This is a genomic window from Providencia sp. 21OH12SH02B-Prov, assembly GCF_027362595.1.
Taxonomy (GTDB): Bacteria; Pseudomonadota; Gammaproteobacteria; order Enterobacterales; family Enterobacteriaceae; genus Providencia; species Providencia zhejiangensis.
Map to the genome: position 1 here is coordinate 1,607,675 of NZ_CP114796.1, position 22,075 is coordinate 1,629,749.

Below are 22,075 nucleotides of genomic sequence, written 5' to 3' on the forward strand. Positions count from 1 at the left end.
TATCAATTATAGGGAGTGAAAAATGGCTGAGCTTTTGTTAGGTGTCAACATAGATCATATCGCGACAGTGAGAAATGCGCGGGGCACCCAGTATCCTGATCCTGTTCAGGCGGCATTTGTTGCTGAGCAAGCAGGCGCTGATGGCATTACTGTACATTTACGCGAAGACCGTCGTCATATCACTGATAGGGATATTGAATTGCTGAAAGAGACTATCCAAACGCGGATGAATCTTGAAATGGCAGTGACAGAGGAAATGCTGACGATCGCATGCCGTATTAAACCGACCTTTTGTTGTCTTGTACCTGAAAAACGTGAAGAAGTGACCACCGAGGGTGGATTAGATGTGGCGGGCCAATTACCAAAAATCACAGAAGCAGTGAAACGTCTCACTGAAGCAGGTATTCAAGTCTCTCTATTTATCGATGCTGACCACGCACAAATTGATGCAGCCCAAGCCGCAGGCGCGCCATTTATTGAAATTCATACTGGTGCATATGCAGATGCAAAAACAGAGCAAGAACAGGAAATTGAGTATCGTCGTATTCGTGATGGCGTAACTTACGCGGCGAATAAAGGTTTAAAAGTTAATGCGGGTCATGGGTTAACCTATCATAATGTTCAACGCATCGCGTTATTGCCTGAAATTTATGAACTGAATATCGGACATGCGATCATTGGTCGAGCATTGTTCAGTGGATTAGCCGATGCAGTATCCGATATGAAGAAATTACTACGAGAAGCGCGTGACTAATGGCAATTATCGGTCTAGGTACAGATATTGTCGAAGTTGCTCGGATTGAAGGTGTCATTAAGCGTTCGGCCGATAGCTTGGCTAAGCGTATATTAACCGAAAATGAATTTAAGCAATTTCAGCAACAAGCTCAACCAGCGCGTTTTCTGGCAAAGCGCTTTGCGGTTAAAGAAGCGGCGGCTAAAGCTTTAGGTACTGGCATTCGTAATGGCTTAGCATTTAATCAATTTGAAGTCAGCAATGATGCCCTAGGCAAGCCACAACTTACATTGCTCGGAGAGGCGAATCAGTTGGCTCAACGAATGAAAGTGACGCATATCCATGTTTCTATTACCGATGAGCGTCATTATGCCGTGGCGACGGTGATCATTGAAAGTTTGTCGTGATAATCGTTTAAACGCCATTTTGATAAATGGAATTCTCAGGCGGTAATCGCGATTCAAAACAGGATGCCTCGCCGTTTACGGCGGGGTATCTCATTTCGTCATAGTCATAGGTTGGTTTATTAGCGACGAACGGCAAAACGTATAAACTGATTAAATCTTATCAGCGTGATGGATCATCACAAATTTATCCCACAGTTGTTCTTGGGTTTCGATATGCTGAGGGTCGGTAATAATAGTATTAGTGATAGGACAAACGGACTGACAGGTCGGTTTATCATAATGGCCAACACACTCAGTACAGAGATCTGTGTCGATCTCGTAGATTTCATCGCCCATATAGATTGCATCATTAGGACATTCAGGCTCACACATATCGCAATTGATGCATTTTTTGGTAATTAATAGTGCCATATCAATAGGTTATATATTATTCAGTTAAAGTCAGTGAGTGATATTATTTCAGTATTCGTTATTTTTGGCGATGAGCTGCCATTTAATACCGTCTATTTTACATTGTAAAACCTAAATTCATAACACAAAACCGCAACGCATATTCTTTTTATCGATTCAAAAACAGTGAATGTGTGAGCTTTATATTTAATGTGTTGATATAAATAGGCAATCTCATGCCGACTATCGTATCATAAAAGGGCAAAAGCCCCGATTCTGATGATCATACTGACGCTTTATCGTATTGAGAATTACCTAAGTTATACACATAACTCACTGTCGTATAAGCATTTTAAAATAGCTCAATAAGCCGCGTCGATGACATGGCGAAAAAGCGCTCAATTTCCTATCAATCAACTCTCTCTTTCGCCGAAGAGGTTCCTATCAAATTTTTCCATTATTGTAGCGATCTATCTGGCAGTACTTATGACGACCTTGTGTTTTTCTCTTTGTATCCTTTCAAGATTATTGCGACCCAAAATAACGTGGCGAACCCCGAATATAAAAAGCCTCGCGTGTTCCCGTCATTGATCGGGGGCGAGGCTTTTGACTGGGGCTTTGTACTCCATAACATGTTGTTACCATCTGGCAGAATACGCCCCTACTGGGGGGATCTTGACCATTAGGAGACGTCAATGTATAAGCAATACCACCGATTTTTGGTTCATTTTCATGTACTTTACTTATGACTCGCGAGTTTATACTGTTCGCGTTTAATTTGCATAAAGCAAAAGTCAGAGCGTCGTTCGCTCCATATTTGGTTATCTCGTGATCGGGATAACCTATGGGCTTGTGACCAAGCTTTAGAAGCCTCAAAATATTTCTTTGCCTGTTCAAGACGAATCGCATCCCGAGCCGCGCGGAAATACAACGGGCTATCGTTGTTTATGAATGTCATATAGGATTCTCAAAGATGAAATTGATATGGATAGATTAAAGTGAAGATAAAGTGTGTTGTTCAACCAACGCATTAGATTGCGTAACCGTTGGGCGGCATAGGAGCCAATGTCATTGTAGTCAGCGGGACAATTTAATCCTTCCTGTAGTGATAGGCCTCAAAGCCTCCGGCATTAAGCGGAAGGTCTAAGGCCCATTCGGGGTTGGTGGCAAGTAATTTGGATAAATGTTCATGGTTGAATGCAGGGGTATCGAGTGCCTCGGTCAACACCTCATCGTGAATGGTGAGTACAATGTCATAACCGTGATCTTCAATAATTGGCATGTTACTGGCGAGAATATCACGGGCAGCGGCTTGGGTTACGTTTTCTACCAATTTCCCGCCATAGGTTTTCAAACGTTGCCATTTGCGGTTATAAGGATTAATCCCCATATAGCTGATTTGGCCGTTATCATGACGTGGGGCGGGGTAGCAAACCGCGCGGCCTGACGGTAAAACAATACGTAGCCATGCTTTATCCCGTCTAATTTTAAGCTTACGACATGGAAAGGTTACCCTCGGTGAAGCAATCGCCCGACGCACGGTATTTTCCAATTCATACCAGAAAGAGACCGTTTCGGGGTGTGCATTGCGCCACATGCGCTTAAGTGAGTCACAGGTGATAAATACGGTTTCACTGAGACCATAGGTTTTTTGGGTTTCCACCGATTTTCTATACCAACTGATCGCCTCGTGTTTCACTTTGGGTGGAATGTTAGGCAATGCCGCTTCAGCCAGCTCCTCTAAATTCAGACCATAGGTGAGGGCAAATGTTAAGAATGCGGCGACTCCTCCCCCGTAACCTAAGCCGAGTTCCATCACTTTACCGATTTGGCGCATATCTTTATTAACCTCTTCTGGACTGATATTGAATGCGCGCGCGTAAGCCAATTTATAGAGATCAGCGCCGATACCCCTGTCGAATTCGCTAAACGCGTTAATCTTCCACGCTTCACCGGCTAACCAAGCGAGCATACGGCCCTCAATATTGGAAAGGTCGGATACTACAAGCTTTTTACCTTCAGGTGCTATAATGCAACCGCGCAAAGCTGAGCTGGTCAGTTGCATAATGTCATCGTAAATGAGGTCGGCACATCCTGCTTTTAACGCTTCAATACCGTTATCAATGGTCTCTTGGTCAAGTGTTGGCCTTGGTAAATTTTGTGGCTGAAATAATCGACCCGCCCAACGCCCCGTGCGTGAAGCACCACAAAATTGCAATGTTCCACGTAAACGACCGTCTGAGCTTACGCCATTGATCAGCGCTTTGTATTTACTGGTGCTGGTGCTACTGGCTTGTAATCGAATGGCTAACAATTCACGTAGAGATAAGGGAATATCAGGATCGTTAATGCGACGTTCTAATGTGCTTTTTTGCATATCAGGCAAATCAACACCAAAAGCGGCAGAGATATGTTTTAGTAGGGCATCACGCTGAGTTGCCGCCTGAACTTCATTATCTGTCAGTTTTTGGGTGAGTTGGGCTAAACGTTTTTGTTCAACTTCAACCGCTTTAATCGCGGAGGCGGCTAATTGAATATCCATACACACCCCGCGATCGTTAATTCGTTGGTCACGATGCCAGTGTTTTAATTCACTGTCGCGGTAGTTCCAATTTGGCAAACGTTGGTGCACTTCGCGCATGGCTTCGATATCTCGCCCTGCATAGGCCACAAAACGTTTCCACTCTTCGGGATGGGTTTTGCTTGTTGCGCGGCGTAATGCTGAGTTGTTAGGTCGAGGCTTACAAAATAGCTGTATTAATGCTTTACCTTCTTGGTCTTTGGCTTTATCCAAAGGCACACCAAGCACGTCACATAACGCCCCTAAAGCACCGGGTAAACCGTGCGCGAGTGCTTGTACCATCGTATCACGCCAACGACTAACATCTATTTTGATACCACTATGGTTGAGCATGGTGCGGTCAAAATGGCTGTTATGTGCATAAATTATAGTGTTAGGGTCTGTTAACGCTTGCTGTAATTCAGTAGGCATAGAGGATTTATGCGTAATATCCCAAACGTTAACTGAATCGTTGTTTAACGCCCAAGCAAAAAGCATAATTTCAACGGTTTCTGCGTAAGAATGCGTACCGTATTGAATTGGCTTTTCACTGAATGTTTCGAGGTCTAGCCAGAGTGTATTTTTCATAATTTATAGGAGGTAATGTATGAGTAATAGTAGGGATAGATTGGCACTCGGTATTGCAATTTTATCACTAGCGGTATCTGCCGTGGCTGTTTACCTTACTTATTCAGGAAATAAAAGTCAGGAAGCTAACTTTATTCGTGCGGTTCAGCCTCGTATTTCTATTGTTCCCCAAGCGGATCCTAATAATAACGGGATAGGTTTTTATTTTTATAATGATGGTCCTGGCGTTGGCTATATTGAAAATTTAATAGTTATTGATAAAAACGGTCAGAAATTTGATTTATCTGATACCAGCGAAAAAAGTCCCTCTATAGCGTTAGCGGATATAATTGAATTCAATCAAACTTGTTTAAGGATGGGGTACCCTAAAAAAGGAAATTCGTTAGCAGTAGATAAAATGGAGCCGTTAATTGCGATTAGTACCCCAATTACCAGAATAGATTGTGCTAAATATTTAAATGAAATGGCTCGATACACAAAAAATAAAACATATAACTTTCAAGTTGAAATAATTTACCTTTCAAGTTATGGGAAGAAATACGAATATTCCTTCCCGTCAAATATAACAAGAGAACTAGATTAGTGATTCTTCCTCTTCGGCGACGCTTAAGTCGTCGAAGTCATCTTCACTCGCGACACGGGCACCTGCGAAAGCGTCACCATCACGGAAGAACTGAACACCACCAAGTGAGGCGGAAATACCCTTGCCTTGGTTGTCATAGGCAAAAATGGTGATGGTTGCGTTAACATAACAACCGGAGTAAGGGCGATGATCTTGTGTTGTTAACGGAGTGCGGTCACGGTCAATAACCAGCGGTCGCACTTTATTGCTCGCACTGATGTACATATGATCTGCATAACCGTCATACTCAATCTTTTCATCACCATCACGGAAGTTAAAACGTTTAGAATTACCACGAATTGATTTGAGAATAGCACTGGCTTTTGCCCCCCATTTTGCGGTAGCGGCTTGTTTAATCGCGCTTTCAATCGATTCGATTAAATCAGTACGGTTTTTCGGGATGAGAAACGTTCCGCGGAATTTATAATCACCTTGCCCGTTAACTTGGGTTGCTTCAAATAAATCAGGGAATGCCAAACGGACGTTGGATAATTTAACTTTCATATTGGGGACCTTTAATTAAATGGGATCAGCGATAAGTGATTTTTCGGTCACATTATCAAAATCATTTTTAGGATTCATAATGAGGGCAGCGGGGAATACAATCACAGGCTTACCTTCAGCTCAGCGAATGAGTGCCGCGAGTTTTGTCTAGCGATGAGGGTTAACTTGCTTAACCAATTTTCGGTTTTGTCAATTTTAGCTTGGCTACCCCATTTATTCGTGACTAGCTTTAAGCCTTATATTGTGTGGCTTGTATAGAATAGTTCTTTCCTACGGCGAGTTACCAAACGGTGTTAACATGCGGGCTTATTGCCTCGGCTATTTCAGCATTAACTTATGGGCTATCTGTTTTATTTAACGGATATGACCTAGCCCTGAGCTATTTTCTTATCGATTTTGTAAAACAGATTCACCCAGCGTATGAGCGACGGTACTTGCTAAAGTCCATTCAGGTTTCGTATTGAGTGCCGTTAATTCTAAGGATAAGTTCCTGCTGCATATCAGGGAGTTAACTTTCTAAGGCTTTTTTCGCCAGCGCAACCACTTCGGCTAATTTATCTTCGGGCACTTGACCTAATTTTTTAGCACCAAACTGAGTAAGAATTTCAACCGCGTCATTGCGATAGCCGCCTTTTGCTAACTGCAAAATGAGTTTTTCAGCTTGCTCAAACAGCACTTTAGGGTCGGTATCTTCTGGCGATTTGCTCGTGACCTTACCGGCCCTGAGAAGTTCGATAGCAAATTCGCGACGTTCAGTAATACCGACGATATCAGACCAATGGCGTAGCATTTCCAAACACAGGTCGTGGATGGTGTTATTTGGTAAGTTGGTGACTTCCTCTAAATTCACTAGCGCCATATAGAGGGCATCGGCTTGGGTATTTCGATGTTTACCCGTAGCAGCTATGGTTGCATTGACTTTATCAAGTTGTTCAGTCGTGAGTTCGTCAAAGTTACCGTTAAATAATACCGCTAAGACAGCGAGTTGCTCTAAATTGAGGGTATGAATATCAATCGGATTAATGACAGAGTGTGTGTCTATTTTAGCAGTTTCTTTTTTACTGATTGTTTTTGTTTCAGCTTTGCTCAGTTGAGATTCTGCATCTAGTGTTAATGTGGTATGAGGCTGTGCGACTGCGCCTGATTGCATTGTGGCAATTAATTGGCGCATGACTTCGGTGTTTTCTTTAATTGCTAGTTCGAGACTCATTTTGATACCTCAAAGATATAAGGTGATAGGGAAGGTGGTGTTAGGATTTTGTTTAAGAGCTTCACGTTTTTGTTGATAACGTAAACGGCGAACGTTGTTATTCATCGGAAATTTATCCGATGGCAACACTTTGGCTTTTTTCATTGAATGATTTCCGAGGAATAATAAAGAATTATTTTTTAAATATTAGGTGGAGTATTTTTGATGATCATTGACAATACTCCTTTGCGTTATCATTAAACACAAATACTGATATACTCCATTTCACTTAAATAAATGGATTATGATTGTGAAATTACTTACTGCTGCGGCGATCTTGTTCTCAGCATCTGGCATGGCTACAAATCAGTGCAAGCCGGATGATGTTTGTATTGTATTTAGGCCAGACTCTATAGAAGAGAAGGGCTTCTCTGTTGAGTGTGAAAATATTTACTTGGCTGAGTTAAAAGATGACTTGTACGACAGCAAGAAATTGATTGTAAAAATGACAAACCCCATAGACATAAAAAATAAATCGTCACTAACCGGCTATAGTTTTGGGGTTATCAATATCCTTAACCATAACTATGGCGGAGCAAGAATTGACATTAGCCTTTCAGATAATATTTATTTATCCATAGATGAATCTCAAGTCAATGCCGCAAATGCACTAATAAGTTGCGTTGATTCGCTTAAAGCTAAGTAGTTAACTACCATTTTTAACTAAACACGATGCTAGCTGTTATATTTCACGCCGCAGAAAGGGCAGAACGAGAATGTAACGGGGAAATCCTGCCTAGTCATGCGAGCTTTTGGTGTGCCGTCCTTCTTGAATTCTTGATAACTGATACTGTATTCAATGAAATAATTAACTGACATGATGCCGCTAGACATAAACAAGCCCGACTGTTTCCACCCAGCGGATCGTAGGTTTGCGTCTTCTGGACGTTTTGCTTTGATGCGACTTTCCATGTCCTTGCCTAGTTTCGTAAAGCATTCACACATATCTCCATCGCCTGCCTATTAATCAACTCATTATAGGCCACTCATTGAATGGCCTATAATGAGTGGTTTTGCGTTTGTACAACGCCTTACTGCCAGTGTTGCCCATTCCTTGCCGTTCTCACTCTCGTGCGGAAGTAACCTTCTTAGCAAACAGATCGTGCCTGCTAATACGTCGCATTTTTGCGTAGGGGTCTAAACAGGTGGCTTTGTACTGTTCCGACTTTCTAGATTGTTAAAGAGCAAAATCTTACTAGTTATGTAGTAAGTCGTGTGAATAACAATACTATAAAAATAGTATTTGTAAACAGTTAAAATTGTATTTTAGCCTGTGAGATACTTATCTATTTGTTTTATAAATTAATTAAACGAGTAAAAATGATATGGAGATGTGGCAAAGAGTCTTCTTGGCTGCTTGCAAGAAAACTCTCTTTGAAGGAATTGGGGGGAGAAATTACCTTTTTCGACGGTAAATTCGGTGTTCCACCATGACACCAATAAGCGCAATTTGGTAGTCGTGGCTATTGAGTGTAGGATAATCGGGATTTAACGGAACAAGCTCAAACTCGCCGGTACCAATGCCTAGCGGGCGATATTTCTTAAATGTTCCCTGATTTCCGCCATTTTTTGCAAAAACGAATTCGCCAGGATTAGGGCAAAGTTCCGTGTCGATAACAACGATATCCCCCTCTTTAAACTCAGGGTTCATGCTGTCACCTTCTATTCTTAGTGCGAATGCGTTTTCACTAATATCATCATCAACTAAGATATATTCAAAATTTCCTTCATGATCAGTAATGGGGTCTGCATCCTTAAATAATCCGGCCTGAACGTAGCTTAATAGGGGAACTCTACGAGAGTTTACCTCCGCCATTGGCATAATGCTTTTACCATTGAGTAGCCACTCTGGGTGACACTGTAAAGCTTTAGCCAGTTCTATGATATTTCTTGGTTTTCGTGTCCTACCGTTTTCAATCGACTCGACAGATTGCTGGCTGATATTTGCGCGTTCAGCTAATTCAGATTGGGTCAAATTAAGTGCTAACCTACGCTGTCGTACCCTTGTTGCTAGTGACATTTTTGTGATTCCTAGGAGTATTTTTACCTCCCACTATTAATACTAATTTTATTGTATTTGACAAACAGTTTTTGTGGTGATGAAATACTACGAATATTGTTAAAGGGGGTCGTTAATGACACTTGGTAATAGAGTAAAACAAAGACGTAAGCTACTTGGTTATACGCAGCACGATTTAGCTGAAGAAGTAGGTTTAACGCAACAAGCGATTAATAGAATAGAGAGTAATGTCATTTCTCGACCTCGATTTATCCTTGAATTAGCACAAGTTTTACAGTGTGACCCGGAGTGGTTGTTAAAGGGCTCATCAGTTTCAACGAAGGTTTAGCCTATGCGGATCACCTATTCAGTAGGGCGCTCCGCTAGGGATAATCGTCCTCAATTAGCGCAAGCGCCTAGCTTTGATGAGTATAAGTTAGCTATCAAAGCGCTTAAAAAAACGATTAATGTGTCTCCAAATGACTCAATAGAGGCCATGCGTGAGAAAAAGGCGCGTCTTAATTATATTTGGGGTGCGTTGATCAATAAAACCAAAGGGCGTAGTGCGGCTAATGCCGGTCATCGTCACGTTCTTTGGTTAGATATGGATGGCTGCTCTTTAGATGCTTGGAACCGGTTAACCGGTGTCCTGAGTATGTACCGCTGTTTTTGTTATACGACGGCTAGCCATAAACACCCAACCGCCAATAATGAGCAACGCTGGCGCATCGGCATTATGCTAGATAACAGCGTGACAGCTCACATGTATGCCGAATTAGGTCCACGTGTTGAACAAGAGATCATGGACTGTTACCAGCTGTTAAGCGATGAGCCTGTCAAATGGGATCGCTCTGTTTATGAGCCATCTCATATGGTATTTGCCCCGCATGAAGGCGCTCAATTTCTTGAATTTGATGGTGCGGTGATTAATGTTGATACCGTTCTGGCATCCAATCTCGTCTTGCACAGTAACGCTGTTGATGGCTCTGATTTTAATACAGTATCGGGCGATGACCTAACGCGCTTAGTCGATTTAAGCCACATTGATAGTCACACTTTTGAGGATATTCGCTCTGCGCTGTGGCATCCGCAGGTATTACGCCTTGCTGAAAATTACCCAACTTGGGTTGATATGGGGAATCGTTTGGCCTGGTTCAAAGATACCGATTATGAAGATAAGGCCAAAGCGTTATGGGTTGAATGGTCCGCTAAAGCAGATAAGGGCGATGAAGAGGCTGCAATAAATAAGTGGTCTCAACTCCGTGCTGACCGCACCGGCTACCAAGCGATATTCACGTTAGCCCAAAAAGAAGGGTGGATTAACCCTGGTTGTGAGCGTTTAAAAACAGCGGTTGTAACCGTAGACGATTTTGAGGCGATCCAAGTCGTTAACGAGCCATTGCCTTTACCTTCATTTAAGCGTGATAAATATGGCCGGATAGAATCTACCATTGATAATGTGGCTAAAGCGGTCATGCACCCCGACTTTATCGATATCGAAATTCGCTTTGATACCTTTCGCGATGAAATTATGTTCGCGCCAACCGGGACCAATGAATGGCAACAGTTTAGCGATGCGGACTATTCGCGTTTACGTATTGCGATGGAAAAGCGCGATTTTAAACCTGTAGGGCGTGAGCTGATCCGTGATGTGGTTTTACTTGCTGCGGAAGAGAATCAATTCGACTCGGCTATCGAGTGGCTGACTAACCTAGAGTGGGATGGCGTTAGGCGTGTTGAGACGTTTTACCACACGCATTTTGGTGCGGAGAACACACCTTATACCCGCGCTGTTTCTCTCTATATGTGGACGGCGATGGCAGGGCGTGTTTTGGTACCGGGGATTAAAGCTGACATGGTGCCTATCTTAATTGGTGCTCAAGGATGTGGGAAGTCCACGGGGGTCGCGGCGCTATGCCCTGATCCGACGTTCTTTACAGAAATCTCTTTTGCTGAAAAAGATGATGACTTAGCACGTAAAATGCGCGGTCGTTTAGTCGCTGAAATTGGCGAGCTACGCGGACTGAATACGAAAGAGCTTGAATCCATCAAAGCCTTTGTCACCCGCACACATGAGAACTGGATCCCAAAGTTTAAGGAGTTTGCCACACAGTTCCCGCGTCGTTCATTAATTATCGGTACCACCAATGAGGACGAGTTCTTAGCCGACCGTACGGGGAATCGCCGTTGGCTTCCGGTCGAGGTGATTAAGGTCAACGTTGATGATATTCGGCGTGATGTTCTTCAACTGTGGGCCGAAGCCCGCGAAATGTTTAAAGCGGATGGTGTCCAATATGAAGCCGCTGAATATTTAGCCTCACACATTTATGAAAAATACACCATTAAAGACGCTTGGTTAGAAATTATTGAACGTTGGTTGGATGAGCCTGATTTGATGACGGGTGAAAAACCGCGAACGCGTGGTTTTTTACGTGCTGCCGACGTTTTGCGAGAAGCGTTGAATCTCGATCCTAAAAATATCTCAAGACGCGAACAAATGCGAATTAGCAATGTTCTGCAAAATTGTGGGTATAAATCGATGCGTAAATTCCTTGAAGGTAAGCAGCAACGTGTATTTATTTGCGAATAAGACAACCTAGACAACCTAGACAACCTAGACAACCTAGACAACCTAGACAACCTAGACAACCTATAAGCGCGAGGTTGTCTGCTTTTAACATATTGATAATTCATTAATTAGTTAACCTAGACAACCTAGACAACCGTTTAAAAAACGATACACATATAAGTATATCGGCGCTAAAAAAGTATTAATAGAAATAGGTTGTCTAGGTTGTCATGGGTTGTCTAGTTGCTCAATGAGTTATTTTTACTTGCTTCAGTTAACCAAATGCTTTTTGTCGTGATCGATGCCTGAAATTGGGGCAATTGGTACAGAAAAACACAGGTCGGAAACTATGAACAGAGATATACAGAAAATTTTGACACATTGGGGCGGCTGGTCTGCTGGTAATCATTATGCTGCGTTAGGTTGGTCAACAGTGGCGGCAGGCTTTAGCGATTATTCACCGAGATCTAGTGGTAATAGGCTGTCGTGTAGTGATGAGGACGGTTTAGTCATTGACTTATGTGTCGCTAAACTTTCAACCGTCGGTATGGAACGTGAGCGCGCTTATCTTGAAGAATATTACATCAAGGGCAAATCTAAACGTGCCGTTGGGCGTAAGTTCAAAATCCGAGAAGATGAAGTGCGAAGGCAGATGCAAATTGCTGAAAGTTTTGTTTTGGGTTTCTTAGAAGCACTTAATATTCAATTGGATATAGATATTTTGTATAAAAAACACTCAATCGATACGCTGAAATTAGTGCGACCGCAAAATGTGTGTTAATCTGATAAAAATGGTGTTCTACCCATGGCAAAGGCCCTCAGTTTGAGGGCCTTTTCTTTTTGGGGACCGCAAAAAAACTATCAAAAATAAACCTTACGCTCCGGTTTTTAGTTAAACAGCAATAGTGACGATTTGTTAATAAAATGTTGTTCGCGATAAACAGTAAAAATAGCCTAGAAGATAGTGATTTTTAGCTGTTTGAGGTGACATTTTAATTGAGTTCAAAAATCGCGGGGCGTGTAAGGGCTATAATGTTAAATAGACCTGTTTTTCACGAAATTATTTAAAAGTCACCTCGGTGGCTTTTTTGCTTTCTAGGCAATGAAAACTCTATTTGCTAGCTTCTATCTTGCACATAGCGGCATTAAAGCGAGTAGGGTTCTCATTGTGGGGAAAATTAGCCGCAGGTGACTGATGCTTGATAAGGCATGGCGCAAACTCAAACTGACGAAAGACTGCCTTCACAATACCTATAACACGCTGAAAAAGTTCTGGTAGCACGGAACAGCCCGCATGAGCTAAATCATGCTTCAAATAATCACTTCTTCTTTTATCCCCTCAAATGAGGGCGAAAAAACAGAAATCCCCAAAAACTTTTAATTTCGGGCACTCCGTAGGGGGTGGGATTATGCGTATGGATAAATACAGCAACGCAGCCTACGGCAGTGCTGGGCTTACAGCATTCTTTGCAAGCTTATCGCTGTATGAGTGGGGCTTTATTATCGGGATGGCGTTTAGCATCATTCTTGGACTCGCCACCTTCTTTATGAATCGACGAGAGCAGCGAAAACGAACGCGTTTATTTGAAGAACTGGTACATAAAACCGATCCACAAAATCCCTCTGCGACAGCACGAATAGCGGCTGAACTTATGGCAAAAGCGCCTAAGGATATCTAATGTCACTCAAACAAAAATTAACTGTGCTTGTAGGTGCAGGGGCATCGGCTATCGCTTTAACCGTGATTGCGCATTTTGAAGGGGTTAGATATGAGCCTTATGAAGATGTCGGCGGGGTATTAACGGTCTGCTATGGGCATACAGGGAAAGACATTGTTCCTAATAAAGTTTATTCAAAAGAAGAGTGCAACGAGCTGTTAGAACGGGATTTCATGAGAACCAAACAGCAGGTCGACCGGCTAATCAAAGTTCCCATCAACGAACACACAAAAGCGGCACTATATTCATTTGCTTTCAATGTGGGTACCGGCGCATTCGCTAAATCAACCATGCTTAAAAAGCTTAATGCAGGTGATCAATATGGCGCTTGTGAAGAGTTAAAAAGATGGGTTTACGCGGGTGGTAAAGTGTGGCGTGGGTTGGTTAGTCGCCGAGAAGTGGAGGCCGCTATATGTCATGGAAAGCTGTAGTGGTTATTGCTGGTTTTGTTATTTATTTCATGGTGTTCATTGTTTCGGGCGTATACCTGCTTACTGACAACACGTGCGCTATTGACAAAACCAGTTTAGAAAAACGTTGCTTGAAGGCATTCGAACATTACAAAGGGCGACAAGTTAACTTTTAATTTTCTAGACGGTAATTGTCATGAATACAGCGAGAGCATTGCTATTTATTGCAGCGTGGGTGGCCGTATGGGGGATGTGGAAGCAGCATGAAAGGATAGAGGAATTAAACACCAAAAATGCTAGGTTGCTGGCTGAACTTACAGAGCAAATCAAAATCAATGAAGATTTCCAAGAGCGCGTCCAATCCCTTCATAAGCTGGATATTAAGCATACTCAGGAATTAGCCAATGCACAGATTGAAATTGACCAGTTGCGTATTGCTGCTGAGCGTCATCCTGAGCGGGTGTACATCAAAGCCAGTTGTAAAAAATCCGAAGGCACTACCGCCTCCGGCTTGGATGATGCAACCACCGCCCGACCTGATGACGCCGCTATCCGAAATTATTGGTTACTCAGAGAGCGAATTGCGGAGTCAACTCAAATCATCTTAGGTTTGCAAGATTACATAAAAATGCAGTGTATCCAATAACCAATATGCAAGGTTTTACCCATGTCATTCGGTGAGTGGGATGTAACCTTGTGGCACCCAGTGAAGTGAGATACCAGCAGATAAACGCCAATTATCCCAAATTTTTTTTCTCACCTAAATTCATCGGGCTAAGCGGTGGGAGATAGCTCAATACAATGAGTGTGGCGATTCGACATGTGCTTCCCGTCAAATATCAGTTGCTAGGTTAATCATCTCAAATCAAAGGGAATTCAGTCGATACGACGAACACAGACGCTGACCTATTTGGCCCAACCGCCTGACTACTGTTTGATTAACGCCATCTTTTTTACGCCCTCAAATGAGGGCTTTTGGGTATACACGATATTCAAGCCATACAGCGTGGCTTATCACCCGGTTTTCAGTTGTTAACGGTCGAAACATGATGTGCGGGTGATACGAATTGAAAATGAAATGGTTGTAAATCAATGGTTTGTATAGAGACAGAAATTTATGAAAGATTATGATGTTGAAATAGCTATTCAAAAACAAATCTTGATGCAGCTGAAAGAAGTCGGCATCGAGATCCCCGTTAAAGCGGGTTTTCCGTCTATCAAGCAAGACCGTGAAGATAATATGGTGGTCTTTTTTCCCATAAATGAACACGGTCACGGTTGGCAAAGTAGAACCTATCACGTTCAAGGTAATAAAGCGGGTCACCAAGAACATCAGTTATCTGAAAAAACGTATCAAGTTCAAGTGTTTGTGAATCAAATAGAACATTATACGTCCACTGATATTGCGGCTATTGTCAGAATGATTGTCAATTCGCTACCTTTTGCCACCACGCTGAGAAAGCAAGGTATTGGCGTGCAGCGAGCAACGTCAGTTCGCCAACCTTACTCTGTGAACGAACATGGTGATTACGAACAAAATCCTTCATTTGATTTTAATGTGACCTTTAAACGTTCTCTTTTCCCTGATACAGCTGCCATTAGTGCACTTTATCCTGATATCCATCGCATATAAGGTTTTTACTATGCCAATTAAACAAACTCGATACGTTGATATCGCATCGGCGGTTGTTGGCGCGTCTTCTGTTCCGATGCGTAAACTAACTGCTCGTTTATTTTCTACCAATCCTAAAATTCCAGCGGGTAAAGTGCTTGAATTTGCAAATGGTCAAGTCGATGAATTTCTGGGTGTTGATTCTCCAGAAGCGCATTTTGCTCGACAATATTTTAGCTATGTCAGTCCTGCTCCCGTGAGTAAGCCAAAAGAATTACAAATTGCGTCTTATGAACCAGTAGGGCGGATGCCTACACTGTTTGGTGTTAAAGCGGCAGCGTTAGCGGACTTAAGCGCGATTGCCGATGGCACTCTCTCTGTCACTATCGGTACTGTGACCAAAAACTATAAAGACATTGATTTATCGGAAGCAAAATCTTATGCGGATATTGCGTCCATCATTCAAACGAAACTCAATGCAGAAAAGGAACCGCAATTTTCCAGCAGTTACTTGACGTTTAATGCATTAGAGAGTGCTTTTGAACTCAGTGGAGGAGTGCAAGAGAGTGCTTCTATCCACGTTGATTATTCCGTGCTGGCTGATGCCATGGGGCTGTCTTCAGGTAGCGCATCTGAAGGTAACCCTGCACAAACACCGCTGGAAGCCTTTATTGTGGCAGAGCAAGTGTCGGACTCATTTGGGAGTGCCACCTTTTTAGCTGAACTGACGTTAGAGCAAGCAGTGCCATTAGCGCAGTATGTATCGGGTGAGAACGTCAAATACCAGTTACACATTAACGTTAGTGAAAAGCAGGTTGAAGATTTCAGCGCGGCTTTAATGGACACTGCGTCTGTGGGCTTGAACCTAAAAACGGACAACGTTCACTTTATTCAATCGTTACCTATGGCGGTGATGGCGGCGACCGATTATGACCGGACTAACGCCACGACAAACTATATGTTTCGCCAACTCGGAGTGACATTCCCAGCACAAGTGACCACGGATAAAGCGGCTGATCGATTCGATAAGTTGCGTGTGAATTATTACGGTGAAACCGCGATAGCAGGCTCACAAATTCGTTTTTATCAGCGAGGCTTCTTATGCGGTGGAGCATCAAACCCATTAGATATGAGTGTGCACGCCAATGAACAGTGGTTAAAAGCCTATATTGCTCAGCAGTGGTTTAGCTTGCTGTTGGCAACACGCGGTGTTCCAGCGAATAAAGACGGTGAAGCACGAGCGTTAATGGTGATTGCTGGTGCGGTCACAAAGGCGATTAATAATGGCACGATTTTAGCCGGGAAAACATTGACAGATGCGCAAAAACTCGCCATTGCGGACGCATCCGGTGATGACCTCGCATGGTATGACGTACAAGATAAAGGCTATTGGTATAACGCACAGATTGTTGAAAATACAGGAAAAAGTGGTCTGCCTGAGTATGTCATGAAATACGTATTGATTTATGGCAAAGGCGATTGGGTTCGCAAAGTCGAAGGTTCTCATAATTTAGTCTAGGAGTAGAACATGCATGATGTATCTGCAACCGGTTTGAGTTTTATTATTCAAGCCAACAAAACATTTCCCACAGGGATTTTAATTACCGCCTTTGCTGACGATGCGGATCCGCTGGATTTACCCGCGGTCGATATCGCACAAACGGGCATGGATATTAACGGTAACTTGGTGAGTTGGTCCACTCCGACACCACAAACCGTCACAATTAACGTCGTAGCAGGTAGTGAAGAAGATCAGAATCTGTCTATTTTGCTCGAGGCTAATACCGCTAAAAAAGGGCGTCGACATGCTGGGGATATCATTACCTTTGTGGCGTCTTATGGTGATGGTTCAACGGTCACGGCGCGTAATGGCAAAATTACCAATGGGAGCCGTGGTAACTCAGCGGCTTCCGCAGGGCGTTTGAAATCCAAAGCCTATACCTTTGTGTTTCAGGATTTCGATAGCACGCGAGTACGTTAATTTATTTCAAATTATGGCGGGGGATCCCGCCTTTTTTATTGGTGTTCACTATGCTAATTAAGCCTAAAGAAGTTGCTATCAAAGATGTTGATGGTATTGAAAAATCATTTGTAATTAGTCGACTACCCGCTACGGTTGGGCGCGAAATCTTAGCTAAGTACCCGTTATCCAATGCACCTAAAATTGGTAATTACGAGGTCAGCAAAGAAGCCATGCTGAAGATGATGGCATACGTATGTGTGGTTATCGACGGTGAAGAAATACCGCTTAAAACACAAACGCTCATTGATAATCATGTGACTGACGGCGAATCCCTGATCCGCTTAGAGTTGGAAATGCTGAAATATAACACCAGTTTTTTCGGGAACGACGGGAGTCAAGGTTTCCTCCACTTCCTGCTCAGCAAGGTAAGCGGTTCACTCCCGTCGATTATAAAAACGCTGATGGGTTCTTTGCCGTCATCGTCAGTGAACGCCTCGCCACCTTCACAGAGCTCAAAACCTCAATAGATTTAGAAGAAGCAATGGACCTATGGGAAATTGCCATTACTAACCGTTATAACGAAGCCCTTGCGGCTTCAAAGGATCGCTAATGTCATTAATGGATACCTTTGTGCAGGTCTTTGAGTTTGATACAAGGCAAGCGAATGAGGCATTTAAAAAAGTGCAACGTTCGACCGATGACATTATTGATGCCATGAAACAAACTCAACAGGCAGCGGAGCAAAGTTCACTGACCATTGGGAGTGTCATGGCTGAACTTTGGCGATCACTACAAAGCCTATCAACCGACCATAAAATCCATTTCACAACCAATGCCAATGACGTCAGCGCTGAAATAAGTCAAATTATGGTTCGGTTGGATGCGGTGGGGTCATCATTAAGCGCCCTTGATGCGCTGCGTCAAAATACAGAAACCGCGTGGTCATCCGCTGGGGAGGCATTAGGGCGTTGGGGGCAATCGCTACAGACTGAAATCGCCCAACTTAAAAATGACCTTGGTACCTTATCCGTGGGTGACCAAAAAACGGCATTAGAACAAGTAAAAAACGCAGTCAGTGAGTTTATTCATGAGCTGCAAAAAATTCCGCTAACCACAGCCGATGGTGCCACAGAAGTTGAACGTGTGATGGCGCATTTGCACGAATCGGTACAGGGCTTATCCGTTGAGCATGCTATTGGTTTTGTAGTTAATGCGAGCGAAGCCATTGCACAAACTGATGCTATCAAAACACGGTTAGATACGGTTACGAATTCGATGGCTAACCTCGATACACAAAGAGCAATCTCTGATGAAGGTATGCGATCAACGAGTATTGTTCTCAGTGACGTAGAGGCTCATTACCAGGCATTGCAACAAGAGTTGACTCTGCTGAATCAAGGTGTCACAGACCTGGCTAATACCGAGCATCAAGGCATCACAGCTAAACGGCTCTCAAACGCGATTATTCAAGCATTGCAAGGTAATTACACGGAGTTGATTCACCTTGTGGATACGATGAAGGTGAAGGGAATCGAAGCGGCTAACAGCGAAATTAATGCTCAAAGAAATGTGCAACAAAACATTGATAGCACGCAAAGCAAATATCAGCGGTTGGGTAATACGGTCATGTCTTTTGTTAAAAAGGCATTTGCTGCGGAGAAGTTACTGGCGGGGGCGAAAGCCTTAGTGGAAGCCTCTATCACACGTTCGGCTGAAATAGAATCTCTCGATAATCTAGGCAAAAAAATCAATGTAGCGGCAGTCGATGTGGATGCTTTCGCTGGTTCAATGGCCGAACTTGGTGGCTCGCGTGATGCAGCTCAAGCCGATTTATCTGCGATGGCAAAATCGTTTGGATTTGCTAAAAACTCCATGGAAAAGGTGTTACAAACCGCGGATAAAGTGCAGGGCATGAAGTTTGATAAAGCGAAAGCGACGCTCTCTGCCTTGGGTGTCACGGACGATAAAACCGTTGAACTCATGATGAAAGGGCGTAAAGAGTTTGAGCACATGATGGAGGCTCAAAAAGAATACTCCGGTATCAACAAAGATAGTATTGAGCAATCTATTAGGTTTAACAAAGCGATGCGAGGCTTTCAGCAATCGTCAGATATGCTGAAAAATAGCTTACTCGAAATGGTGATCCCGATTTTAGCCAAAGGGGTAGAGTGGATTAATCGGTTTGTCAGCTTCTGCAAAGAAAATCAAACATTCATCGTGGGTTTTTTTATTGCGATGGGCGCTGCTATTACAGCTTTTTATTTGCCTGCGATGTTATCGGCAGCAGCAACGACTTTGGCGTTTACATGGCCTATTTTAGCGTTAATTGCCGTTATTGCCTTATTGGCAACAGCGTTCGCATTAGTTTATGACGATATCATGAACTTTATTGATGGCAACGATTCGATGATTGGTCGCTTGCTAGATAAATATCCCGCCTTAAAAATCGTCATTATGGCGTTATGGGAAGCGTTTAAAGCGCTTTTTGAATACCTCAAAGTTGCCGCCAAATTTGTGGCTGACATTGTTATTGATGCGTATAACCTCATGAATGATGCCATGGATGAGTTCATCGGTTGGCTGGTGGCAAGTATTCAAGACGTTATCAATTGGGGGAAAGGGTTTGAAGGTATCTTTAATACGGTTTCTGATACCGTTGTGGGTATTTTCAAATGGCTTTGGAACCAAATTAAACAGTATTTAGGCTGGATTAATGACGGGTTGGATGCGATCAAAAATGGCTGGAAGACGGTTAAAGGTTGGTTTGGTTTTGATGATGATGCCGAAATAACGCAGACCGTTGAGCGCAAAGTGTCAGTGAATGGCACGATTGAATCTCAAATACCGGAGACCCCTAAACTTTCCGAGGATGATACGGCTTTTCTAGTCACAGGTCTGAGTCAGCACATTAACGGCATGTCAGCGAATACGATGAATTCGATGACCAGTCAGGCGATCAGTAATCAATCTAACATGACTAATGAAACTAACGTGTCTATTGGTGAGATTAAAGTGGAAACCCAAGCGACAGATGCTCAAGGTCTCGCAGCCGTCATGAAAGAGGCATTAACTCCCCACTTACAAGATTTAGGGCAGCAAAACAATACAGGGCTGAGTAAATGATCACAGAAATTAAAATTTTCAACATTGATGACTTCACGGTGCTATTTGAGACGGCTAGCCCCATCCAAATTAATGTACGCGATGAACACAAAGCCACGCAGTTTACTGTTGAGTCTGGGGAAACGCGTAGCGATCACGTTGTGGTACAGCCAGTTGAAATTAGCATGAGTTTGATTTTAGTCGGTGAATTGAAAAATGCCTTTGAAATGATGCAACAAGCCTATGATCAACATCAATTGGTTGGCATACAAACGCGAGTCAAAACGTATCAACCACTCTTGTTAGTGAGTTTTGATCACGATGAAAGTCCTGACATGACAGACGCGATCAAACTCTCATTGCGGTTTACAGAGTGGCGCAATATAGAGCCTGAATACGGGGCTCTGCCGCCCAGAAAAGTGGCTAAAAAAGCGCAGTCGAGCACCGTTAATTGCGGCAAGGTACAAACATCGACAATCCCTAAAAAAAAGAAAAAGTCTGTTATCGTCAAAGTCGTAGATGGTTCATTTAATGCAGAGGAGTGAGCATGCAAGAAATTCCATTAAGTGCGATACCCAATCAACGGATCAGAGTGACACTTGATGGCGATGATTGGGAATTTACGCTGAAGGCAGCGCGTGATGTGATGTGCTGTGATATCAAGTGTAATGATAGGGTTTTGTTACAAGGCTTGCGAGCGATGCCAAACCAATCCTTGATCCCCTACCGGTATTTATCAAGTAAGAGCAATTTTGCGTTTATCACGAATAATGATGTATTACCTTGGTGGGAGCAATTTAATCAATCTCAATATCTGGTGTGGTGGAGGGAGGATGATTGATTTACGCCGTATTCGATTAGGCATTGAAGTCAATGGTCGATTGCAATGGTATGAGGGGCTACGTGTTCGTGCAAGTGGCACCAAGTACGCTAACCCTTTACAGAATGAATGTACCGTCAATATCGATGGCCTCAATTCTGCAACACGTAATATGTTGTTGACCGAAACTAGCCCTTATACCAAAGCGAAGAAGCCACATCGATTAATTGTTGAGGCGGGTCGTGCCAGTACTGGTGTGTTTCGGATTTATGTAGGCGATATTGTCAGTGCCGAAATTGCCTCGCCACCTGATGTCACACTCACATTAAAGGCCAAAACTAACAATGCAACGGCACGTGACATTGTTTCTTCATCGGGTAGCGCGATGAGCAAAATGAGTGAGTTAGCTAAAAATATTGCACAGGATTGTGGGGTGAGATTGGACTTTCAAGCGACCGATAAAAATATTGCTAACTGGTATTTTTGTGGGTCGGCACTCAAACAAGTGGAGCGATTGCAAGATGCCGGTAATGTGAAAGCATTTATTGATGATGACACCTTGTATGTGAAAGACCGCGACAAAGCTTTAAACGGCCGTTTACGTATTCTCAATCAAAAGTCGGGCATGGTGGGTATTCCGAAAGCGACTGAAAAAGGTGTTGACGTCACTTATTTAATTGATGGTGAATCGTCATTAGGTGGCATGTTACGCCTGGAAAGCAAGTTTAATTCTGCGCTAAACGGTGACTATATTATTGAGCAATTAAAGTTCGACATTGCCTCTCACGACGACGCATTTTTTTACCAAGCGTCCTGCAAACGAGTGTAA

At 43.1% G+C, this 22,075-nt stretch carries 27 protein-coding genes; 19 read left to right on the forward strand and 8 right to left on the reverse strand.

Annotated elements, in window-relative coordinates; all coding sequences use genetic code 11:
- Window positions 1-22 precede the first annotated feature (22 nt).
- Together pdxJ and acpS are read left to right on the forward strand one after the other, a co-directional pair.
- Window positions 23-754, forward strand: coding sequence for a pyridoxine 5'-phosphate synthase (pdxJ, locus tag O7C57_RS07745; RefSeq protein ID WP_154622131.1), 732 nt, complete (start codon window positions 23-25; stop codon window positions 752-754).
- Complete coding sequence (gene acpS, locus O7C57_RS07750) at window positions 754-1,140, forward strand: holo-ACP synthase (protein ID WP_154622132.1); 387 nt, start codon at window positions 754-756, stop codon at window positions 1,138-1,140. Before pdxJ ends, acpS begins: the two co-directional genes overlap by 1 nt.
- A 150-nt stretch (window positions 1,141-1,290) precedes the next feature.
- On the opposite strand, the gene O7C57_RS07755 is transcribed toward acpS, so the two are convergent.
- The 3 genes from O7C57_RS07755 to O7C57_RS07765 all read right to left on the reverse strand — a co-directional run bounded on the left by O7C57_RS07755 (window position 1,291) and on the right by O7C57_RS07765 (window position 4,678).
- Window positions 1,291-1,551: a YfhL family 4Fe-4S dicluster ferredoxin gene (locus O7C57_RS07755; protein ID WP_154622133.1), complete on the reverse strand. Its 261-nt coding sequence runs from the start codon at window positions 1,549-1,551 to the stop codon at window positions 1,291-1,293.
- Window positions 1,552-2,269: 718 nt separating this feature from the next.
- Window positions 2,270-2,488 (reverse strand): ANR family transcriptional regulator, encoded by a 219-nt coding sequence (locus O7C57_RS07760; RefSeq protein WP_154622134.1) that lies wholly within the window; start codon window positions 2,486-2,488, stop codon window positions 2,270-2,272.
- A gap of 132 nt (window positions 2,489-2,620) precedes the next feature.
- On the reverse strand, window positions 2,621-4,678 hold the full coding sequence (locus O7C57_RS07765) for a DNA polymerase (RefSeq protein WP_163861009.1): 2,058 nt from the start codon (window positions 4,676-4,678) through the stop codon (window positions 2,621-2,623).
- Between the two features lie 19 nt (window positions 4,679-4,697).
- Here O7C57_RS07765 and O7C57_RS07770 point away from each other — a divergent pair, with 19 nt between their 5' ends.
- Window positions 4,698-5,261: a hypothetical protein gene (locus tag O7C57_RS07770; protein ID WP_154635753.1), complete on the forward strand. Its 564-nt coding sequence runs from the start codon at window positions 4,698-4,700 to the stop codon at window positions 5,259-5,261.
- Here the strand turns inward: O7C57_RS07770 and O7C57_RS07775 are convergent.
- The 3 genes from O7C57_RS07775 to O7C57_RS21615 form a co-directional block, all read right to left on the reverse strand.
- Window positions 5,253-5,804, reverse strand: coding sequence for a DUF2815 family protein (locus O7C57_RS07775; RefSeq protein WP_269723875.1), 552 nt, complete (start codon window positions 5,802-5,804; stop codon window positions 5,253-5,255). The two genes, O7C57_RS07770 and O7C57_RS07775, sit on opposite strands and share 9 nt — an antisense overlap.
- 508 nt (window positions 5,805-6,312) lie before the next feature.
- On the reverse strand, window positions 6,313-7,014 hold the full coding sequence (locus O7C57_RS07780; RefSeq protein WP_269723876.1) for a hypothetical protein: 702 nt from the start codon (window positions 7,012-7,014) through the stop codon (window positions 6,313-6,315).
- A 9-nt stretch (window positions 7,015-7,023) separates the two neighbouring features.
- Window positions 7,024-7,158, reverse strand: coding sequence for a hypothetical protein (locus O7C57_RS21615; protein WP_269723877.1), 135 nt, complete (start codon window positions 7,156-7,158; stop codon window positions 7,024-7,026).
- 145 nt (window positions 7,159-7,303) lie between these two features.
- On the opposite strand from O7C57_RS21615, the gene O7C57_RS07790 reads away from it, so the two are divergent.
- On the forward strand, window positions 7,304-7,699 hold the full coding sequence (locus tag O7C57_RS07790) for a hypothetical protein (RefSeq protein ID WP_154621888.1): 396 nt from the start codon (window positions 7,304-7,306) through the stop codon (window positions 7,697-7,699).
- 29 nt (window positions 7,700-7,728) lie between these two features.
- On the opposite strand, the gene O7C57_RS21620 is transcribed toward O7C57_RS07790, so the two are convergent.
- Window positions 7,729-7,965, reverse strand: a complete 237-nt coding sequence (locus O7C57_RS21620; protein WP_163861012.1) for a hypothetical protein — start codon at window positions 7,963-7,965, stop codon at window positions 7,729-7,731.
- A 484-nt stretch (window positions 7,966-8,449) separates the two neighbouring features.
- Entirely contained in the window at window positions 8,450-9,073 is a 624-nt protein-coding gene (locus tag O7C57_RS07800; RefSeq protein ID WP_154621886.1) for a LexA family protein, read from the reverse strand.
- A gap of 115 nt (window positions 9,074-9,188) precedes the next feature.
- On the opposite strand from O7C57_RS07800, the gene O7C57_RS07805 reads away from it, so the two are divergent.
- The 15 genes from O7C57_RS07805 (at window position 9,189) to O7C57_RS07875 (ending at window position 22,075) form a co-directional block, all read left to right on the forward strand.
- Entirely contained in the window at window positions 9,189-9,401 is a 213-nt protein-coding gene (locus tag O7C57_RS07805) for a helix-turn-helix domain-containing protein (protein WP_154621885.1), read from the forward strand.
- Between the two features lie 3 nt (window positions 9,402-9,404).
- The gene (locus O7C57_RS07810) at window positions 9,405-11,642 is read left to right on the forward strand and encodes a VapE domain-containing protein (protein WP_269723878.1); all 2,238 of its coding nucleotides are present in this window, start codon (window positions 9,405-9,407) and stop codon (window positions 11,640-11,642) included.
- Window positions 11,643-11,970: 328 nt separating this feature from the next.
- On the forward strand, window positions 11,971-12,402 hold the full coding sequence (locus tag O7C57_RS07815) for an antiterminator Q family protein (protein ID WP_163861014.1): 432 nt from the start codon (window positions 11,971-11,973) through the stop codon (window positions 12,400-12,402).
- A gap of 628 nt (window positions 12,403-13,030) precedes the next feature.
- Complete coding sequence (locus O7C57_RS07820; protein WP_154621882.1) at window positions 13,031-13,300, forward strand: HP1 family phage holin; 270 nt, start codon at window positions 13,031-13,033, stop codon at window positions 13,298-13,300.
- Window positions 13,300-13,770, forward strand: a complete 471-nt coding sequence (locus O7C57_RS07825; protein WP_163861015.1) for a lysozyme — start codon at window positions 13,300-13,302, stop codon at window positions 13,768-13,770. Before O7C57_RS07820 ends, O7C57_RS07825 begins: the two co-directional genes overlap by 1 nt.
- The gene (locus O7C57_RS07830) at window positions 13,752-13,925 is read left to right on the forward strand and encodes a hypothetical protein (RefSeq protein WP_167520916.1); all 174 of its coding nucleotides are present in this window, start codon (window positions 13,752-13,754) and stop codon (window positions 13,923-13,925) included. The genes O7C57_RS07825 and O7C57_RS07830 overlap by 19 nt, the downstream gene beginning before the upstream one ends.
- Window positions 13,926-13,945: 20 nt before the next feature.
- Entirely contained in the window at window positions 13,946-14,395 is a 450-nt protein-coding gene (locus tag O7C57_RS07835; protein WP_269723879.1) for a lysis protein, read from the forward strand.
- A gap of 471 nt (window positions 14,396-14,866) precedes the next feature.
- Complete coding sequence (locus tag O7C57_RS07840; RefSeq protein WP_251463908.1) at window positions 14,867-15,382, forward strand: phage gateway protein; 516 nt, start codon at window positions 14,867-14,869, stop codon at window positions 15,380-15,382.
- 10 nt (window positions 15,383-15,392) lie between these two features.
- Complete coding sequence (locus tag O7C57_RS07845; RefSeq protein ID WP_163861016.1) at window positions 15,393-16,880, forward strand: DUF3383 domain-containing protein; 1,488 nt, start codon at window positions 15,393-15,395, stop codon at window positions 16,878-16,880.
- A gap of 9 nt (window positions 16,881-16,889) precedes the next feature.
- Window positions 16,890-17,342, forward strand: a complete 453-nt coding sequence (locus tag O7C57_RS07850; RefSeq protein ID WP_154621877.1) for a phage tail fiber protein — start codon at window positions 16,890-16,892, stop codon at window positions 17,340-17,342.
- A 50-nt stretch (window positions 17,343-17,392) separates the two neighbouring features.
- Window positions 17,393-17,851 (forward strand): hypothetical protein, encoded by a 459-nt coding sequence (locus tag O7C57_RS07855; protein ID WP_154621876.1) that lies wholly within the window; start codon window positions 17,393-17,395, stop codon window positions 17,849-17,851.
- Between the two features lie 82 nt (window positions 17,852-17,933).
- Entirely contained in the window at window positions 17,934-20,447 is a 2,514-nt protein-coding gene (locus O7C57_RS21625) for a hypothetical protein (protein ID WP_269723880.1), read from the forward strand.
- A complete protein-coding gene (locus O7C57_RS07865) occupies window positions 20,444-20,971 on the forward strand; it encodes a phage baseplate protein (RefSeq protein WP_247047228.1) in 528 nt (175 codons plus the stop codon). Before O7C57_RS21625 ends, O7C57_RS07865 begins: the two co-directional genes overlap by 4 nt.
- A 2-nt stretch (window positions 20,972-20,973) precedes the next feature.
- On the forward strand, window positions 20,974-21,267 hold the full coding sequence (locus tag O7C57_RS07870; protein WP_154621874.1) for a phage baseplate plug family protein: 294 nt from the start codon (window positions 20,974-20,976) through the stop codon (window positions 21,265-21,267).
- Window positions 21,260-22,075, forward strand: coding sequence for a baseplate hub protein (locus tag O7C57_RS07875; protein ID WP_196713276.1), 816 nt, complete (start codon window positions 21,260-21,262; stop codon window positions 22,073-22,075). Before O7C57_RS07870 ends, O7C57_RS07875 begins: the two co-directional genes overlap by 8 nt.

Excerpts from the sequence above, each read along its gene's own strand:
- pdxJ (WP_154622131.1), top strand. The coding sequence starts at position 23 with ATGGCTGAGCTTTTGTTAGGTGTCAACATAGATCATATCGCGACAGTG.
- acpS (WP_154622132.1), top strand. The coding sequence starts at position 754 with ATGGCAATTATCGGTCTAGGTACAGATATTGTCGAAGTTGCTCGGATT.
- O7C57_RS07755 (WP_154622133.1), bottom strand. The coding sequence starts at position 1,551 with ATGGCACTATTAATTACCAAAAAATGCATCAATTGCGATATGTGTGAG.
- O7C57_RS07760 (WP_154622134.1), bottom strand. The coding sequence starts at position 2,488 with ATGACATTCATAAACAACGATAGCCCGTTGTATTTCCGCGCGGCTCGG.
- O7C57_RS07765 (WP_163861009.1), bottom strand. The coding sequence starts at position 4,678 with ATGAAAAATACACTCTGGCTAGACCTCGAAACATTCAGTGAAAAGCCA.
- O7C57_RS07770 (WP_154635753.1), top strand. The coding sequence starts at position 4,698 with ATGAGTAATAGTAGGGATAGATTGGCACTCGGTATTGCAATTTTATCA.
- O7C57_RS07775 (WP_269723875.1), bottom strand. The coding sequence starts at position 5,804 with ATGAAAGTTAAATTATCCAACGTCCGTTTGGCATTCCCTGATTTATTT.
- O7C57_RS07780 (WP_269723876.1), bottom strand. The coding sequence starts at position 7,014 with ATGAGTCTCGAACTAGCAATTAAAGAAAACACCGAAGTCATGCGCCAA.
- O7C57_RS21615 (WP_269723877.1), bottom strand. The coding sequence starts at position 7,158 with ATGAAAAAAGCCAAAGTGTTGCCATCGGATAAATTTCCGATGAATAAC.
- O7C57_RS21620 (WP_163861012.1), bottom strand. The coding sequence starts at position 7,965 with ATGGAAAGTCGCATCAAAGCAAAACGTCCAGAAGACGCAAACCTACGA.
- O7C57_RS07800 (WP_154621886.1), bottom strand. The coding sequence starts at position 9,073 with ATGTCACTAGCAACAAGGGTACGACAGCGTAGGTTAGCACTTAATTTG.
- O7C57_RS07805 (WP_154621885.1), top strand. The coding sequence starts at position 9,189 with ATGACACTTGGTAATAGAGTAAAACAAAGACGTAAGCTACTTGGTTAT.
- O7C57_RS07810 (WP_269723878.1), top strand. The coding sequence starts at position 9,405 with ATGCGGATCACCTATTCAGTAGGGCGCTCCGCTAGGGATAATCGTCCT.
- O7C57_RS07815 (WP_163861014.1), top strand. The coding sequence starts at position 11,971 with ATGAACAGAGATATACAGAAAATTTTGACACATTGGGGCGGCTGGTCT.
- O7C57_RS07820 (WP_154621882.1), top strand. The coding sequence starts at position 13,031 with ATGCGTATGGATAAATACAGCAACGCAGCCTACGGCAGTGCTGGGCTT.
- O7C57_RS07825 (WP_163861015.1), top strand. The coding sequence starts at position 13,300 with ATGTCACTCAAACAAAAATTAACTGTGCTTGTAGGTGCAGGGGCATCG.
- O7C57_RS07830 (WP_167520916.1), top strand. The coding sequence starts at position 13,752 with ATGTCATGGAAAGCTGTAGTGGTTATTGCTGGTTTTGTTATTTATTTC.
- O7C57_RS07835 (WP_269723879.1), top strand. The coding sequence starts at position 13,946 with ATGAATACAGCGAGAGCATTGCTATTTATTGCAGCGTGGGTGGCCGTA.
- O7C57_RS07840 (WP_251463908.1), top strand. The coding sequence starts at position 14,867 with ATGAAAGATTATGATGTTGAAATAGCTATTCAAAAACAAATCTTGATG.
- O7C57_RS07845 (WP_163861016.1), top strand. The coding sequence starts at position 15,393 with ATGCCAATTAAACAAACTCGATACGTTGATATCGCATCGGCGGTTGTT.
- O7C57_RS07850 (WP_154621877.1), top strand. The coding sequence starts at position 16,890 with ATGCATGATGTATCTGCAACCGGTTTGAGTTTTATTATTCAAGCCAAC.
- O7C57_RS07855 (WP_154621876.1), top strand. The coding sequence starts at position 17,393 with ATGCTAATTAAGCCTAAAGAAGTTGCTATCAAAGATGTTGATGGTATT.
- O7C57_RS21625 (WP_269723880.1), top strand. The coding sequence starts at position 17,934 with ATGTCATTAATGGATACCTTTGTGCAGGTCTTTGAGTTTGATACAAGG.
- O7C57_RS07865 (WP_247047228.1), top strand. The coding sequence starts at position 20,444 with ATGATCACAGAAATTAAAATTTTCAACATTGATGACTTCACGGTGCTA.
- O7C57_RS07870 (WP_154621874.1), top strand. The coding sequence starts at position 20,974 with ATGCAAGAAATTCCATTAAGTGCGATACCCAATCAACGGATCAGAGTG.
- O7C57_RS07875 (WP_196713276.1), top strand. The coding sequence starts at position 21,260 with ATGATTGATTTACGCCGTATTCGATTAGGCATTGAAGTCAATGGTCGA.